Here is a 13228-nt window from a genome sequence, read left to right on the forward strand (position 1 = left end):
CGGGTTCCGGCTCTACCAGGCCTGCCACTGACCGCGCACGTGCACCTGATAGATGGTGAAAGGGGTCGTTCTAAGCGCGGACGTGAGAGTCTCGGTACCCGCCGCATAACTGTTCGGGAGCCCGTGGACGATGTTGTCGTCGGTGATCGAGAAGATCTTCGTGCCTTTGTCGCAGTTGACGAGCGCCTGGCACATCTGCGCGTCCATCTTGTAGTCGCTGCCGATCTCCCGGAGCTGGATGGTGCCGTTGCGATTCGACTCGTACTTCGTCTGGTACGTGGTCGACGTCGGCGACTGGAACCCGCCGGCGTTCTTGTCGAAGCTGTCAGCGAAGACGTTCGCCTGCGCCGTCGCCGCCATTCCGACGCTCAGCAGGACTGCTCCTGCGATGGAAGCGATTCGTGTCGATCTCTTCATGGCCGTCCCTCGATCCGTCGGTCGGACCAAGCGCCGCGACCACATCTATATGACCACTAAGCGAGGAAATATCACATACCCCTCTTCGAGGGTCAGACGAGCGACCGTGTACCGGCCTGTGCTCAGCACGGCTGACCTGTCGGCCTCTGGCGACGACCGCTCCGCCCGCCGACCCTCTACGGCGCGCCCGCTTCGTCCCTGCTGCGCGGGCTGCACCCCCTCCGCGAGATGCCACTTGTGCACGCGACACGCCGTGAAAGGCGTGCAAAAGTGGCATCTCGCGGAGCTCATCGTCGGCGCGCTCTCGGATGCTCGAGGAGCGACTGGGTAAGGTAAGCCTCACCAAACCCGGCGGTGCGTCCGCCCGCAGCACGGAGGCTCCGCATGGCCCGCTCGTCCGCCCCGACGCGCCCCACCGATCCGCAGGTCGTCACCGTCGAGGTCGTCCGCACCGCGCGCGTGACGCCGGGGATGCAGCGCGTCACCTTCGGCGGGCCCGGGGTCGCGCTGCTGCATCCGCTCGGCCACGACCAGTGGTTCCGCCTCTTCCTGCCGCGGCCCGGGCAGGAGGCGCTGCGGCTGCCGACCCGCTCGAGCGCGCTCTGGTACGCGCAGTACCTCGCGATGCCGAAGGCGCAGCGGCCGGTGGTCCGCAACTACACCGTGCGCCGCTACCGGGCCGAGGGTGCCGACGGCGGACCCGAGATCGACGTCGACTTCGTCGTGCACGGCGAGCCGGGGGAAGCGGGGCCCGCCGTGACCTTCGCCCTCACCGCCGCGGTCGGCGACCGGGTCGGCATCCTCGACCAGGGGCTCGGCTACCGCCGGGCCGACGGCTCCGACTGGTGCCTGCTCGTCGCCGACGAGACGGGTCTGCCGGCGGTCGCGGGCATCCTCGCCTCGCTGCCCGAGGACCGCGCCGCTCACGTCTTCCTCGAGCTGCCCTCCGAGGCGGACCGCCAGCCCGTCGTCGCCTCCGACGCCGTCACCCTGCACTGGCTGCCCCGTGCCGACGCGCACGCCCGCCCCGGCGAGCACGCGCTCGCCGTCCTCCGCGACGCGACCCTGCCCGCGGGTCGCCCCTCCGTCTTCGCCATCGGTGAGTCCTCCCTCGCCACCGGCGCCCGCCGCCACCTCGTCGCCGATCGCGCCGTCGACAAGCGCGCCATCACCTTCATCGGCTACTGGCGCCACGGCGTCGCCGCCCCCTGACCGGCGCCCCCGCGAGATGCCACGTGTGCACGCGACACGCCGTGAAAGGCGTGCACAAGTGGCATCTCGCGGAGAAGCGTCAGACCTCGCAGCCGGCGAAGAGGACGTCGGGGGAGGAGACGAGGTCGTCGAGGGTCAGCAGGCGGGTCAGGTCGTGGCCGGCGGCCAGGGCGTTCGCACGCTCGAGATCGGTCTGCGGGGCGAGGCGGCCCTCCATCACGCCGCCGAGGGCGCGGACGGCGCAGGCGGCGACGACGCCCTCGGGCGTGCCGCCGATGCCGAGCACGAGGTCGACGCTGCCGTCCGGGTCCGCCGCCTCGATCGCGACCGAGACGTCGCCCTCGCCGCGCAGCGACAGCGCGACGCCGGCCTCCCGGAGGGCCGCGATCAGTCCGGCGTGCCGCGGCTTGTCCAGCACGGCGACCACCAGCTCGGAGACCGGCTTGCGAAGGGCGTCGGCCAGCCGCCGCGCGTTCTCGGCGGGCGGCAGGTCCAGCCCGACGACCCCCGCCCCCGCGCCGGAGCAGACCAGCTTGTCCATGTAGAACACGTCGCGCGGGTCGAGCATCGTGCCGCGCGGGGCGAGCGCGATGACGCAGACCGAGCCGGGGATCCCCTCCGCCGCCAGCCGCGTGCCGTCGAGCGGGTCGACCGCGACGTCGCAGGAGGGGGAGTCCGCCCGGCCGAGCCGCTCGCCGTTCGCGAGCATCGGCGCGTCGTCCTTCTCGCCCTCGCCGATGACGACCACGCCGGCGAACGGCGCCTCGGCCAGCACCGCGCGCATCGCCGCGACCGAGGCCGCGTCGGCGGCGAGCTTGTCGCCGCGGCCATACCAGCCGCGCGCCGCCTCCGCCGCCGCCCGGACGCTCGCGGCCACCGCCTCCCGCAGCTCGGCGGAGTAGGACGGCGACGCGATCAGCCGGACGTCGCTCACGCGCGCGCCGGCTGCGAGGTCGCGGTGCGGACCAGTCGCTCGAGCGTGCGCAGGCCGTCGGACGACAGCACCGACTCGAGATGCCCCTGCACGGAGGCGACTCCCTCCCCGCGCAGCGCGTCCACGATCCCCGTCGCCGGGTCGCGCGAGATCTCGAGGTCGAGCAGCGGGGTGCTCGACACGTCCGCGCCGGCGACCGAGGAGAAGGTGTTGTAGAAGCCGATCGCCGCGTCCTCACCGAACACGTCGACCGCGAGCCGCACGCCCTGCCGGGGCGCGGGCAGCGGCTCGACCGGCAGCCCCGCGAGCAGCGAGAGCATCTGGTGACTGAGGCAGACGGCGAGCATCGGCCGCTCCGAGGCGAGCCGCTCCGTCATCAGGGCCCGCAGGCGCGCGATCCGCGGCTCGGAGTCGTCGCGCGGGTCGCCGGGGCCGGGGCCGAACACCACGAGGTCGTCGCTCAGCACGTCCTCGACGCTCGACCAGCGCTCGACCCGGGCGTCCATGCCGAGGTGGCGCAGCTGGTGCGCGAGCATCGTCGTGAACTGGTCCTCGTTGTCGACGATGAGCGCCGTGTGCCCGGCGAGCCCCTCGATGTGCTCCGGCGCCTGCGGCCGCAGCCAGAACGACGCGAGCCGCTCGTTCCGCGCCTCGAGCGCCTCCTGCACTCCGGGCTGCGCATTGAGGTCGATCGCCGGCGGGATGTCGCGGTGGGGGAGCAGCCCCAGTGCGGAGAGCACCCCGGAGGCCTTCGCGCGGGTCTCGGCGACCTCGCCCTCCGGTGTCGAGTGGCGCACGAGCGTCGCGCCGGCCGGCACGGTGAGCCGGCCGTCCTCGCGGAGGTACGCGGTGCGGATCAGGATCGGCGCGTCGACCGTGTAGCCGTGCTCCTCCGGCTCGAACAGGGCGAGGACACCGGAGTAGTAGCCGCGCGGCTCCTTCTCGTACTCCGCGATCACGGCGCAGGCGTTCTCCATCGGCGAGCCGGTGACGGTCGGCGCGAACATCGTGAGCCGCAGCACCTCGCGGACGTCGAGGTCGGTGCGCCCCTCGAGCAGGTACTCCGTGTGGCTGAGGCGCGACATCTGCTTGAGGAACGGGCCGAGGATCCGGCCGCCGTTCGGGCAGACCGCGCTCATCATCTTCATCTCCTCGTCGACCACCATGAAGAGCTCCTCGCTCTCCTTGACGTCGGCGAGGAACGCCAGCACCTCGGCGCCGGTCGGGCCGGCCGCGGGGTGGCGGAAGGTGCCGCTGATCGGGTTCATCATCGCCACGCCGTCACGGACCGAGACGTGGCGCTCGGGCGTCGCGCCGACCGCGGTGACGGTCGGCGAGCCGTCGGCGCCGGGGGTGTGGATCGCGAAGGTCCAGTAGGCGCCCGATTCGTCGGTCAGCAGCCGCCGGAACCAGGCCAGCACCGCCTCGACTGCAGGAGCGTCAGTGTGCGCGACGAACGCGCGGTTGATGACGAAGTTCGCGCCCTCGCCGCGGCCGATCTCGTCGTCGATCACCCGCCGCACGATCTCCGCGTACTCCTCGTCGGGCACGTCGAAGCCGCGCTCCTCGACCGGGATCTCGCGCTCGGGCAGCAGCCGCAGCACCTCGGTGAGCGGCACGGTCTCGCGCTCGCGGACGACGAGGTTCCGCAGCGGGGCGCCGTCGTCCTTGGCCGCGAAGCCGCGCTCGCGCACCTGGCGGTAGGGCACGAGGGTCAGCACGTCGGCGCCGTCGAGCGGGATGTCGGCGAGGCCCTCGACGTCGACGACGTCGCCGGTGAAGACGTCGACGTCCGTCCGGCCCTGCCGGAGGACGACCGCGAACGGCAGCGATCCGTCGGAGGCGAGGATGCGGGAGAGGAGCGAGGTCATCGTGGTCCTTGGGTCGGGGTGTCCCTCACCCGGGCCCCGACATGCAGAACGACCGCCCGGTCGAGGCGGTCGTGTGCGAGAGGAGTCTGCGCGTCGGCCTGCCTAGGAGGCGGGCCACCAGGGGCGGAGGGTCGACGTGAGCACGGGGGAAGTCTAGGGGAGGCGCCGCTCGGGCGGCCACCCGATCAGGCGGTCGCGGCGTCGGACGCCGGGTCGATCCGCTCCGTCGACTCGCCGCGGAGAGTGCGGAGCAGGAGGGTCGCCCCGGCCGTCGCCGCGGGTGTCGCGATCACCGCGCCGCCCGGGATCAGGAAGGCGAGGTAGACCGCGATGCCGAAGCCGAGGGACACCGCGCGGCGCTCGCCGAGGAGGCGGCGGCGATCGCGCAGTGCGAGTCCGCGGGCATCGCCGGCGAATCCGGTCAGCTCGAGGGCGAGCGCCCGGCCGCCGACGAGTGCGCCGGCGATCAGCCCGACCACCTGCCCGACGACCGGGATGATCCCGAGCAGCACCAGCACGACGCCGATCGCCAGCGAGGTGCCGACCAGCACCGAGGAGTCGCGCAGTGTGCGGCCGAGCCCGCGCCAGAACCCCGTCTCGTGCTCGTCGGGCACGCCGCCGAGCTCATTCTCGACGCCGCGCCAGATCCGCTCGTAGAAGGGGTCGCCGACGAGCAGGGTGACCGCGGCGAAGAGGACGACGCCGAGTGCGACGATCGCCCCGACCGCGGCGATGGAGAGCAGGAGGCGGACGGTGCCGGCCGCGGCCTCGTCCCAGCCGTCCACGAACGGCGTCAGCGCGCGCACCACGGCGTCGATCCGGGTGAGCACGAGCACCAGCACGCCGACGAAGACGAGGCCGACGATCAGCGGCGGGATCGCGCCGAGGAGCATCGCCCGGGGCGAGCGGACCCAGGTGCCGAACCCCCTGCCGAAGAGCCGTGCGCCGAGGGCCAAGTCGCGGAGGATCGCCATGGCTCGATCCTCGCAGAAGGGCCGTTATGCGATCGATGCAGAACGCGACCTCGCGGGGGATGTGCGGATGTTCAGGCCGCTGATAGACATCAGCCAGGCGCCACGGGGGCAGCTTCGGCGCCGATCCCGCTTCCACATTCTCGAGAAGGAATACATCCATGTCTCTCCGGGGGACCTCTCTCCGCTCGCGCTCGCGTCTCGCGTGCCTCACCCTCGTCGTCGGCCTCGCCGGCGGCCTGATCGCCCCGGCCGCCGCCGCGTCGACCAGCACCCCGGAGCCGACCGCGACCGCCGTCGCGACGTCGACTCCGACCGCGACACCGACGGCTGTCCCGACCGCGACTCCGACCGCGACGACGGAGCCGACAGCGACCCCGACCCCCACGGCGACGCCGACGGCGACTCCCACCGCCGTCCCGACGACATCGCCGATTCCGTCGCCGGAGCCGTCGGCCACTGCGACCCCCACCGCGACGCCGGCCCCCGGCATCGACCCGATCTGCGACGTCCCCGGCGGCGGGCCGGTCGCGGAGGAGGTCATGGGCGACGTGTCGGCCACCCTGTCCGGCGCCGCGGTCAGCGTGACGATCCCGCCGATCCGCACCACGTCCTGCTGGGAGCGCGCGGAGCTGCGCGTCTGGAACCTCGACTACGAGCGCCCGACCGACCTGGGCTACTCGCTCGAGCTGCTGACGACGATCCCGATCGAGGGCCGCGACTTCCGCGGCGTCACCCTCGGGCTCGGCGACCTGCCCGCCGGCGATCAGGACATCCTCGTGGCGATCTACGGATTCGACGGCGACGTCCAGGGCAGCACCCGCGAGACCATCGGCGAGCAGATCCACCTCGACGTCCCCGACGTCTCGGCCGAGCAGTACGAGGCCGACGCGGCCGCCTACCACGCGTGCCTCGCCCCGAACGACGGACGCATCGTGAAGAGCAAGAGCGGCGACGTCACCGCGAGCACGACGAACGGCGTCATGACCGTCGTCCTGCCGTCGGTCGAGACCGTCGACTGCCTCGACAGCATCACCTTCGTCATCTGGGCGGCCGACTACGACCGCCCGACCGAGGACCACCCCTTCGTCGCGGTGAAGCTCGACGAGATCGTGCTCGACTCCTCCTCCTACGCCGGCGGCACCTACAGCTACCCGGTGACCCCCGGCCACGTCGACGCCATGGTCACGATCGTCGGCACCCTGGGCGTCCTCGAGGGCGGTCTCGAGTACCTGCAGTACCGCGCTCACGTCCCGCAGCCCGGTGAGGGCACGACGACCACCGTCTCCACCACGGGCGGCAGCACCCGCGGTGGCTCGGCGCTCGCCGAGACCGGTGTTGAGACCGCGGGCCTCGCGTCCGGTGCGGCCGCGCTGCTGGCGCTCGGTCTCGCGTCGCTCGTCGTGACGCGCCGTCGCCGGAGCGCGCAGCAGTCCTAGCCGCTGCACACGAAGGGCCCGGGAGCATCTGCTCCCGGGCCCTCTCGTGCGTCCCGCGTCGTGCGCTCGCCTCAGGTCAGCGCGAACGGGGCGAGCAGCCCCGTCATCTCCTTCGGGCGCGGTGCCGCGAACTCGTCGCGGCGCGAGGTCGTGACTCCCATCGCGACCAGGCCCTCGACCAGCCGGACGGCCGCGGCGACCCCGTCGATCACCGGGACCCCGAGCTCGCGGGAGAGGTCGCGGCAGAGGTCCGCCATCCCGGCGCAGCCGAGCACGATCACGTCGGAGCCGTCCGTCGCGAGGGCGGCGGCGCACTCCTCGAGGATCACCCGGCGCGCGTCGGAGTGCGGGTCGTCGAGCTCGAGCACCGGGATGTCGCAGGCGTGCACTCCCGCGCAGGCCCGGTCGAATCCGGCGCGGTGCGCGATGTCCCAGGCCCGCCCGCTGGTGCGCGAGAGCGTGGTGACGACGCTGAACCGCCGGCCGACCAGGGACGCCATGTGCATCGCGGCCTCGGCGATGCCGATCACCGGTCCGCGGGCGAGCTCGCGGGCCGCGTCGATCCCCGGGTCGCCGAAGCAGGCGACGACGTAGCCGTCGCTGCCGGCCGCGTCGCCGCGGACGATCTCGTGCAGCAGCCCCGGGACGGCCAGCGCCTCGTCGTAGTGGCTCTCGATCGAGGCCGGCCCCATCGGCGGGGTGACGGCGACGATCTTGGTGCCGACCGAGGCGACGGACCGCGCGGCGCGGCCGATCGCCTCCGTCATGCGCTCGCTGGTGTTCGAGTTGACGACGGTGATGCGCACGGGCGCTCCTCGGGATGCTGCAGGGGTGGAACGGCCACCACGCCACCGGCCAGTCCTCGAAAGTTGCGGTAGTCACGCGCGACTACCGCAACTTCTGGAGGATGGAGTGGACGGCGAGGCCGGGTCAGGGGCGGGTGGGGGAGGGCTCGGGTCAGACCGTGCTGCCGTCGCTGACGTTCGCGAGGTCCTCCTCGAGGCGGCCGATCCGCGGGGAGCGGCGCTCGAGGACGGCCATCGCGACGAAGCCGAGGCCGCAGCCGAGGAACCAGCTGTAGTCGCCGAGCCAGGTGAAGGACGGGCCGCCCGCCTCCTCGATCCAGCGCGGGACGAGCACCGACAGGACGGAGGGGAGGCCGCCGATCACGGTGGCCCAGACGGCGTTGGGGTTGAAGCCGCGGGAGAACCAGTAGCGGCCCTTCTCGCTCATCGTGTACAGGTCGTCGACCCAGACGCGCTGACGGCTGATCAGGTAGTAGCCGGCGATCAGGACGCCGAACAGCGGGCCGATCAGGGCGCCGAGGATGCCGAGCGTGTAGTGGATCGCGGTGTCGTTGGAGTACCAGTTCCACGGGGTGAGCAGCACCGAGCCGACGGCGGCGATCATGCCGCCCATCCGCCAGCTGATCTTCTTCGGGTTGACGTTGGAGAAGTCGAACGCCGGCGAGATGAAGTTGGCGACGATGTTGATGCCGATCGTCGCGATGACGAAGGTGAGCCCGCCGAGCAGGACGGCGAACCAGGTGTCGATCCGCTCGACGGTCTCGATCGGGTCGGTGATCAGCTCGCCGAAGACGGGGACCGTCGCGGACGCGGTGATCACGGTGAGCAGGGAGAAGAAGAGGAAGTTGATCGGCAGGCCGAGGAGGTTGCCCTTCTTTACGGCGCGGTAGCTGCGGGCGTAGCGGGAGAAGTCGCCGAAGTTCAGCATCGGGCCGGAGAAGTAGGAGACGACCAGGGCGACCGCCGAGATCATCACGGGGATCGAGGCGCCGAGGTCGAGGGGCTCGCCCGAGCCGAGGTTCAGCGAGATGTTCTCCCAGCCGGCCTGCGACACGAGGTAGATCGCGAGCACGAGCATCACCACGTAGACGGCGGGGCCGGCCCAGTCGATGAAGCGGCGGATCGACTCCATGCCCCGCCAGAAGAGAGCGGCCTGGGCGACCCAGAGGATCGCGTAGGAGAGGTAGCCCAGGGCGGAGAGGCCGAGGAAGGAGGCTTCCGGGGTGTTCCAGGAGGCCATCGCCGGGAAGAACTTGAGGAACACGATGTTGAGCGACTGCGCGGCGAGGTAGGTCTGCACGCCGTACCAGGCGATGGCGATCAGCCCGCGGATGATCGCGGGGATGTTCGCCCCGCGGACGCCGAAGATCGCCCGGTTGATCACCGGGTAGGGGACGCCGGTGACCTGGCTGGGCTTCGCGACGAGGTTGCAGAAGACCTGCACGATCACGATGCCGACCACGAGGGCCACCAGCACCTGCCAGCCGGCGAGGCCGAGCGCGAAGAGCGAGCCGGCGGTGACGTAGCCGCCGACGCTGTGCACGTCCGACATCCAGAACGCGAAGATGTTGTAGCTCGACCAGCGCTGCTTGACGAGCGGGGCGAGGTCCTCGTTGGCGAGGCGGTCGTCGTAGCCCGGCTTGACGAGCGAGGGGCCGGCGAGCCCGGCGCTCTCGGCGGGCGGCGCGGTCGACGGGTCGATGCGGGGTGCAGTGGCGCGGTCGGTCATGGTGGATCCACCTCTCGGGCGGGTGCGCGGGTCGGCGCACGGAGCGGATGTGTCAGGGTGGTCGAGGCGGTCGGCCGTGGCGATCGGCCGCCTCCGCGCGAGCGGTGGGCTGTCGGATCGTGTGAAGTGATGACTTCACACGGGAGAACCTAGGGCTCCGCCGGGCCGCGTTCGTTTCGCCCCCGTTACAGCTGTGTGACGATCACCGAGGAGAGGACGGCGTCCCGCATGCCCACCGACGAGACCGCCCGGGATTCCGCGGTCTCCGCGGCTCCGGACGTCGCCGCCGCGCTCCCCAGGGCGGTCCGCGAAGGCGTCGGCGCGCGCCTGCGCGAGCTGCGTCTCGCGTCAGGGATGTCGCTGCGCGCACTCGCCCGCGAGCTCGGCATCTCGGCCAGCGCCGTCTCGCAGATCGAGCGGGGGGCCATGCAGCCGTCGGTCGGGCGCCTCATCGCGATGGTCGGCGCCCTCGGCGTCCCGCTCTCCGTCGTCTTCGACGAGACCGCCGCCGGCGGCACGGCGGCCGGTGGGCCGGGCGGGCCCAGCGGCGGAGAGGGCGCGGGGCTGACGACGGCCGTCGTCCGCGCGGGCGAGGTCGCTCCCGTCCTCCTCGAGGGCGGCGTGCTCTTCCGCCGGCTGGCGCCGCAGCCCGTCGACGCGGTCGACTTCTTCGAGTCGACCTATCCGCCGGGGGCGACCTCGACCGCGCAGCGCCGGTTCCTGCGCCACGACGGGATCGAGATCGGGACCGTCACGCTCGGCGAGCTCACCGTCGAGTTCGAGGACGAGACCGTGGTCCTCGCCGCGGGGGACGCGATCACGTTCCCCTGCGAGCGCGGCCACCGGATGATCAACCGCGGTGCCACGACGGCCGTCGCGACCTGGCTGATCGTCCACCGCTGACGCGGCCCGCGGGGCCGCCATCCCGGTATGGCACAGTGACAGCATTCCTCCACAGGGGGGAGGTGCCGGGTGCCTGTCCACATCCCTGGGGGATCCGGTCGGCGGGCCCGCCGCGATGTCGGTGCCGCCTGGTGTGCTGTGCGCCTCGAACGATTGGTGCGGAACATGGACGGACGACAGAACAGGCGAGACGACGACGAGTGCCCCCGCTGGTGCGCAGGGGAGCACGACGAGATCGAGTGCCCCGAGGAGCGGCTGCACCGCTCCCGGGCGCAGTCGCTCCCGCTCGTGCTCTGGTGCGGGGAGGGTGGGGCAGGCGAGCCCGTCGCCGCCGTCGTGCACGTCTCGCTGTGCCGGCCCGGCGGCCGGGGCGAGGAGCGGCTGCGCCTCGAATCCGACGGGCTCGGCGCGGTGGACCTCGATCTCAGCGCGGCGGCGCGGCTGGCGCGCGGCGTCGAGGCGACGCTGCGGCTACTCGGCTCCGGCGGAGCCGGATGAGCGGGGCGGGTTCGGCGGCAGCAGGTCGGAGAGCTCGATGTCGAGGGCCTCGCAGAGGGCGAAGAGCGTCTTCAGCTGCGGGTTCGCGGGCGAGCCCGGCTTCGACTCGCCCTTCTCGAACTTCTGGTAGGTGTAGCCCGCCAGTCCGGCGGCGTGGGCGATGCGCTCCTGGCTCTCGCCCTTGGCCATCCGGGCGCGGTGGAGGTTCGTGCCGAGCTCGCGGGCGTAGGTCATCCAGTCGCGTTCGGGGTCAGGTGTGGACATGCTCGCCAGCTTCGGAGAAGAATCGTCCGCGGTCACCCATACGCGCGTGGGTAATTGCCGATGGTCATACGTGCATGACCCTCGTCGAGGGGGGAGGGGTCTCGGAGGGGGCCGAGGGCCGTGGAGGGCTCCGAGACCAGCGCCTAAGATGGCCGGGTGCCAGTGAACCCCGACCTCACCGGGCGCGTCTTCGCGCCGACGGAGCCCTACCAGGTGGGCCGCGAGAAGGTGCGCGAGTTCGCGCGCGCCGTCTCCGCCGAGTCCCCTCTCCACCTCGACCCCGAGGCCGCGCGCCGTGCCGGCTACCGCGACGTCGTCGCCCCGCCGACCTTCGCCGTGGTGGTGCAGGAGTTCACCCTCGCCCAGCTGCTCGCCGCTCCGGACGCCGGCATCGACTTCAGCCGGGTCGTCCACGGCGACCAGCGCTTCAGCTACTCGCGCCCCATCGTCGCGGGCGACGAGCTGACCGCGACCCTCTCGGTCGCCGGCATCAAGCAGCTCGGCGCGCACTCGATGATCACCACGCAGTCGACCATGGTCGACGCCGACGGCGCCCACGTCGTCACCGCCCTGTCCACCCTCGTCGTCAGGGGAGACGAATGAGCGCCGAGCGCCCCGTCCTGTCCGAGCTCACCGTCGGCGACGTCGTCGGCGAGCGGCGCTTCCACCTCGAGCGCGGCTCGCTCGTGCGCTACGCCGGCGCCTCGGGCGACTTCAACCCGATCCACTACCGCGACGACGTCGCGGCCGAGGTCGGGCTGCCCGGCGTGCTCGCCCACGGCATGCTGACGATGGGCACCGCCGTGCAGGTCGTCGTCGACTGGGTCGGCGATCCCGGCCGTGTCGTCGACTACCAGGTCCGCTTCACGCGGCCCGTCGTCGTCGACCCGAAGGAGGGCGCCGAGCTCGACGTCGTCGCGAAGATCGGCGCGATCGACGCCGAGGCCGGGATCGCGCGCATCGACCTCGCCGTGACGTACGGCGGCCAGGCGGTGCTCGGCAAGGCGCAGGCGCGCGTCTCGCTGGCCTGATCCCGCACCGATGACGACACCCGCCCTCTCCACCCTCACCACGCTGCGCGTCGGGGGAGTCCCCGAGCGCCTGCTCGAGCCGGCCACCGAGGCCGAGCTGGTCGCCGCCCTCCGCGAGGTGTGGGCCGACGACGAGCCCTGGCTGCTGCTCGGCGGCGGCTCCAACCTCCTCGTCGGCGACGACGGAGTCGAGGGGACCGTGGTGCGCGTGCGCACGACCGGGATCGAGCGGCTCGAGACGGACCGGCCCGGCGCGGTCCACCTCCGCGTGCAGGCGGGCGAGTCGTGGGACGGCCTGGTCGCCGCGACCGTCGAGCGCGGCTGGGCGGGACTCGAGGCGCTCAGCGGCATCCCCGGGACGGTCGGCGCGTCGCCGGTGCAGAACATCGGCGCCTACGGCCAGGAGCTCTCCGACACCCTCGTCGCGGTCGACTTCCTCGACGAGGGCGCACAGGAGCCCGTGCGACTGACCGCCGCCGAGCTCGAGCTGGGCTATCGGACCTCCGCCGTCAAGCAGGGTCGACGCGGCGCCGTCCTCGCCGTCGAGTTCGCCCTCGAGGACGTCGGCGGAGCGGGTCTCGGTGCTCCCGTCGCCTACGGTCAGCTGGCCAGTGCGCTCGGCGTCGAGCTGGGCGACCGCGTGCCGCTGGCCGAGGTGCGCGCGAGCGTGCTGCGGCTGCGCGGCGCGAAGGGGATGGTGCTCGATCCGGAGGATCCGGACACCGCCAGCGCCGGCTCCTTCTTCACCAACCCGATCATCACCGTCGCGGCCGCGAGCGGACTGCCGCCGACCGCGCCGCGCTGGCCGGAGACGCCGGCGAGCGAGGCCCCGCTGGTGACCGCCCTCGCCGACGTCGAGGCGGGGGCGCCGATCCGGCTGCCCGCCCCGACTTCGCCCGACGCGCTGGTCAAGCTCAGCGCCGCCTGGCTCATCGAGCACGCCGGGATCGCCCGCGGCTTCTCGCTCCCGGGCTCGCGCGCCGCGGTGTCGAGCAAGCACACCCTCGCGCTCACGAACCGCGGCGGAGCGACCGCCGAGCAGATCGCCGAGCTCGCCCGCTACGTGCAGGGCCGCGTGCTCGCCGAGTTCGGCATCCTGCTGCACCCCGAGCCCGTGGTGGTCGGCACCACCGTGTGACTCCCCGCGCCATGG

14 protein-coding genes are annotated in these 13228 nt (G+C 72.6%); 7 read left to right on the forward strand and 7 right to left on the reverse strand.

Features of this window, described 5'->3' with window-relative positions:
* Positions 1 to 12 precede the first annotated feature (12 nt).
* Positions 13 to 417 carry a hypothetical protein gene (locus MT351_RS04025; protein ID WP_132437558.1) on the reverse strand — a complete coding sequence of 135 codons (405 nt, stop codon included), beginning with the start codon at positions 415 to 417 and terminating at the stop codon, positions 13 to 15.
* A gap of 384 nt (positions 418 to 801) precedes the next feature.
* Here MT351_RS04025 and MT351_RS04030 point away from each other — a divergent pair, with 384 nt between their 5' ends.
* Positions 802 to 1629 (forward strand): siderophore-interacting protein, encoded by an 828-nt coding sequence (locus MT351_RS04030; protein WP_132437559.1) that lies wholly within the window; start codon positions 802 to 804, stop codon positions 1627 to 1629.
* Positions 1630 to 1708: 79 nt separating this feature from the next.
* Here MT351_RS04030 and MT351_RS04035 read toward each other — a convergent pair whose 3' ends face one another.
* The 3 genes from MT351_RS04035 to MT351_RS04045 all read right to left on the reverse strand — a co-directional run bounded on the left by MT351_RS04035 (position 1709) and on the right by MT351_RS04045 (position 5408).
* Positions 1709 to 2563: a fructose-bisphosphatase class II family protein gene (locus MT351_RS04035; RefSeq protein ID WP_243581328.1), complete on the reverse strand. Its 855-nt coding sequence runs from the start codon at positions 2561 to 2563 to the stop codon at positions 1709 to 1711.
* Positions 2560 to 4434, reverse strand: coding sequence for an anthranilate synthase family protein (locus tag MT351_RS04040; RefSeq protein WP_243581329.1), 1875 nt, complete (start codon positions 4432 to 4434; stop codon positions 2560 to 2562). Before MT351_RS04040 ends, MT351_RS04035 begins: the two co-directional genes overlap by 4 nt.
* A 185-nt stretch (positions 4435 to 4619) precedes the next feature.
* The gene (locus MT351_RS04045; protein ID WP_132437562.1) at positions 4620 to 5408 is read right to left on the reverse strand and encodes an EI24 domain-containing protein; all 789 of its coding nucleotides are present in this window, start codon (positions 5406 to 5408) and stop codon (positions 4620 to 4622) included.
* A gap of 158 nt (positions 5409 to 5566) precedes the next feature.
* Between MT351_RS04045 and MT351_RS04050 the strand changes: the two genes are divergently transcribed.
* The gene (locus MT351_RS04050) at positions 5567 to 6844 is read left to right on the forward strand and encodes an LPXTG cell wall anchor domain-containing protein (protein WP_132437563.1); all 1278 of its coding nucleotides are present in this window, start codon (positions 5567 to 5569) and stop codon (positions 6842 to 6844) included.
* A gap of 71 nt (positions 6845 to 6915) precedes the next feature.
* Here the strand turns inward: MT351_RS04050 and MT351_RS04055 are convergent, their stop codons facing one another.
* Positions 6916 to 7650, reverse strand: a complete 735-nt coding sequence (locus MT351_RS04055; protein ID WP_243581330.1) for an aspartate/glutamate racemase family protein — start codon at positions 7648 to 7650, stop codon at positions 6916 to 6918.
* A gap of 151 nt (positions 7651 to 7801) precedes the next feature.
* Positions 7802 to 9379: an NCS1 family nucleobase:cation symporter-1 gene (locus MT351_RS04060; protein WP_132437565.1), complete on the reverse strand. Its 1578-nt coding sequence runs from the start codon at positions 9377 to 9379 to the stop codon at positions 7802 to 7804.
* 228 nt (positions 9380 to 9607) lie between these two features.
* Here MT351_RS04060 and MT351_RS04065 point away from each other — a divergent pair, with 228 nt between their 5' ends.
* Positions 9608 to 10282 carry a helix-turn-helix domain-containing protein gene (locus tag MT351_RS04065; protein ID WP_132437566.1) on the forward strand — a complete coding sequence of 225 codons (675 nt, stop codon included), beginning with the start codon at positions 9608 to 9610 and terminating at the stop codon, positions 10280 to 10282.
* 165 nt (positions 10283 to 10447) lie between these two features.
* Positions 10448 to 10780, forward strand: coding sequence for a hypothetical protein (locus tag MT351_RS04070; protein ID WP_132437567.1), 333 nt, complete (start codon positions 10448 to 10450; stop codon positions 10778 to 10780).
* Here MT351_RS04070 and MT351_RS04075 read toward each other — a convergent pair.
* Positions 10754 to 11044 carry a helix-turn-helix domain-containing protein gene (locus tag MT351_RS04075; protein WP_123737395.1) on the reverse strand — a complete coding sequence of 97 codons (291 nt, stop codon included), beginning with the start codon at positions 11042 to 11044 and terminating at the stop codon, positions 10754 to 10756. The genes MT351_RS04070 and MT351_RS04075 overlap by 27 nt on opposite strands.
* Before the next feature lie 156 nt (positions 11045 to 11200).
* Here MT351_RS04075 and MT351_RS04080 point away from each other — a divergent pair, with 156 nt between their 5' ends.
* From MT351_RS04080 to MT351_RS04090, 3 genes are read left to right on the forward strand one after another with little or no spacing between them, the layout of a single operon-like run.
* Positions 11201 to 11647 carry a MaoC family dehydratase N-terminal domain-containing protein gene (locus MT351_RS04080; protein WP_132437568.1) on the forward strand — a complete coding sequence of 149 codons (447 nt, stop codon included), beginning with the start codon at positions 11201 to 11203 and terminating at the stop codon, positions 11645 to 11647.
* Positions 11644 to 12075 carry a MaoC family dehydratase gene (locus MT351_RS04085; RefSeq protein WP_132437569.1) on the forward strand — a complete coding sequence of 144 codons (432 nt, stop codon included), beginning with the start codon at positions 11644 to 11646 and terminating at the stop codon, positions 12073 to 12075. Before MT351_RS04080 ends, MT351_RS04085 begins: the two co-directional genes overlap by 4 nt.
* 10 nt (positions 12076 to 12085) lie before the next feature.
* The gene (locus MT351_RS04090) at positions 12086 to 13213 is read left to right on the forward strand and encodes a UDP-N-acetylmuramate dehydrogenase (RefSeq protein ID WP_243581331.1); all 1128 of its coding nucleotides are present in this window, start codon (positions 12086 to 12088) and stop codon (positions 13211 to 13213) included.
* Positions 13214 to 13228 lie beyond the last annotated feature (15 nt).

This window comes from Rathayibacter sp. VKM Ac-2926, assembly GCF_022815565.1.
Classification (GTDB): domain Bacteria; phylum Actinomycetota; class Actinomycetes; order Actinomycetales; family Microbacteriaceae; genus Rathayibacter; species Rathayibacter festucae.

Bases quoted from the DNA above. Each gene is read 5' to 3' on its own strand.
- MT351_RS04085 (WP_132437569.1), top strand. From the start codon at position 11,644: ATGAGCGCCGAGCGCCCCGTCCTGTCCGAGCTCACCGTCGGCGACGTC.
- MT351_RS04040 (WP_243581329.1), bottom strand. From the start codon at position 4,434: ATGACCTCGCTCCTCTCCCGCATCCTCGCCTCCGACGGATCGCTGCCG.
- MT351_RS04050 (WP_132437563.1), top strand. From the start codon at position 5,567: ATGTCTCTCCGGGGGACCTCTCTCCGCTCGCGCTCGCGTCTCGCGTGC.
- MT351_RS04065 (WP_132437566.1), top strand. From the start codon at position 9,608: ATGCCCACCGACGAGACCGCCCGGGATTCCGCGGTCTCCGCGGCTCCG.
- MT351_RS04025 (WP_132437558.1), bottom strand. From the start codon at position 417: ATGAAGAGATCGACACGAATCGCTTCCATCGCAGGAGCAGTCCTGCTG.
- MT351_RS04060 (WP_132437565.1), bottom strand. From the start codon at position 9,379: ATGACCGACCGCGCCACTGCACCCCGCATCGACCCGTCGACCGCGCCG.
- MT351_RS04030 (WP_132437559.1), top strand. From the start codon at position 802: ATGGCCCGCTCGTCCGCCCCGACGCGCCCCACCGATCCGCAGGTCGTC.
- MT351_RS04090 (WP_243581331.1), top strand. From the start codon at position 12,086: ATGACGACACCCGCCCTCTCCACCCTCACCACGCTGCGCGTCGGGGGA.
- MT351_RS04075 (WP_123737395.1), bottom strand. From the start codon at position 11,044: ATGTCCACACCTGACCCCGAACGCGACTGGATGACCTACGCCCGCGAG.
- MT351_RS04045 (WP_132437562.1), bottom strand. From the start codon at position 5,408: ATGGCGATCCTCCGCGACTTGGCCCTCGGCGCACGGCTCTTCGGCAGG.
- MT351_RS04070 (WP_132437567.1), top strand. From the start codon at position 10,448: ATGGACGGACGACAGAACAGGCGAGACGACGACGAGTGCCCCCGCTGG.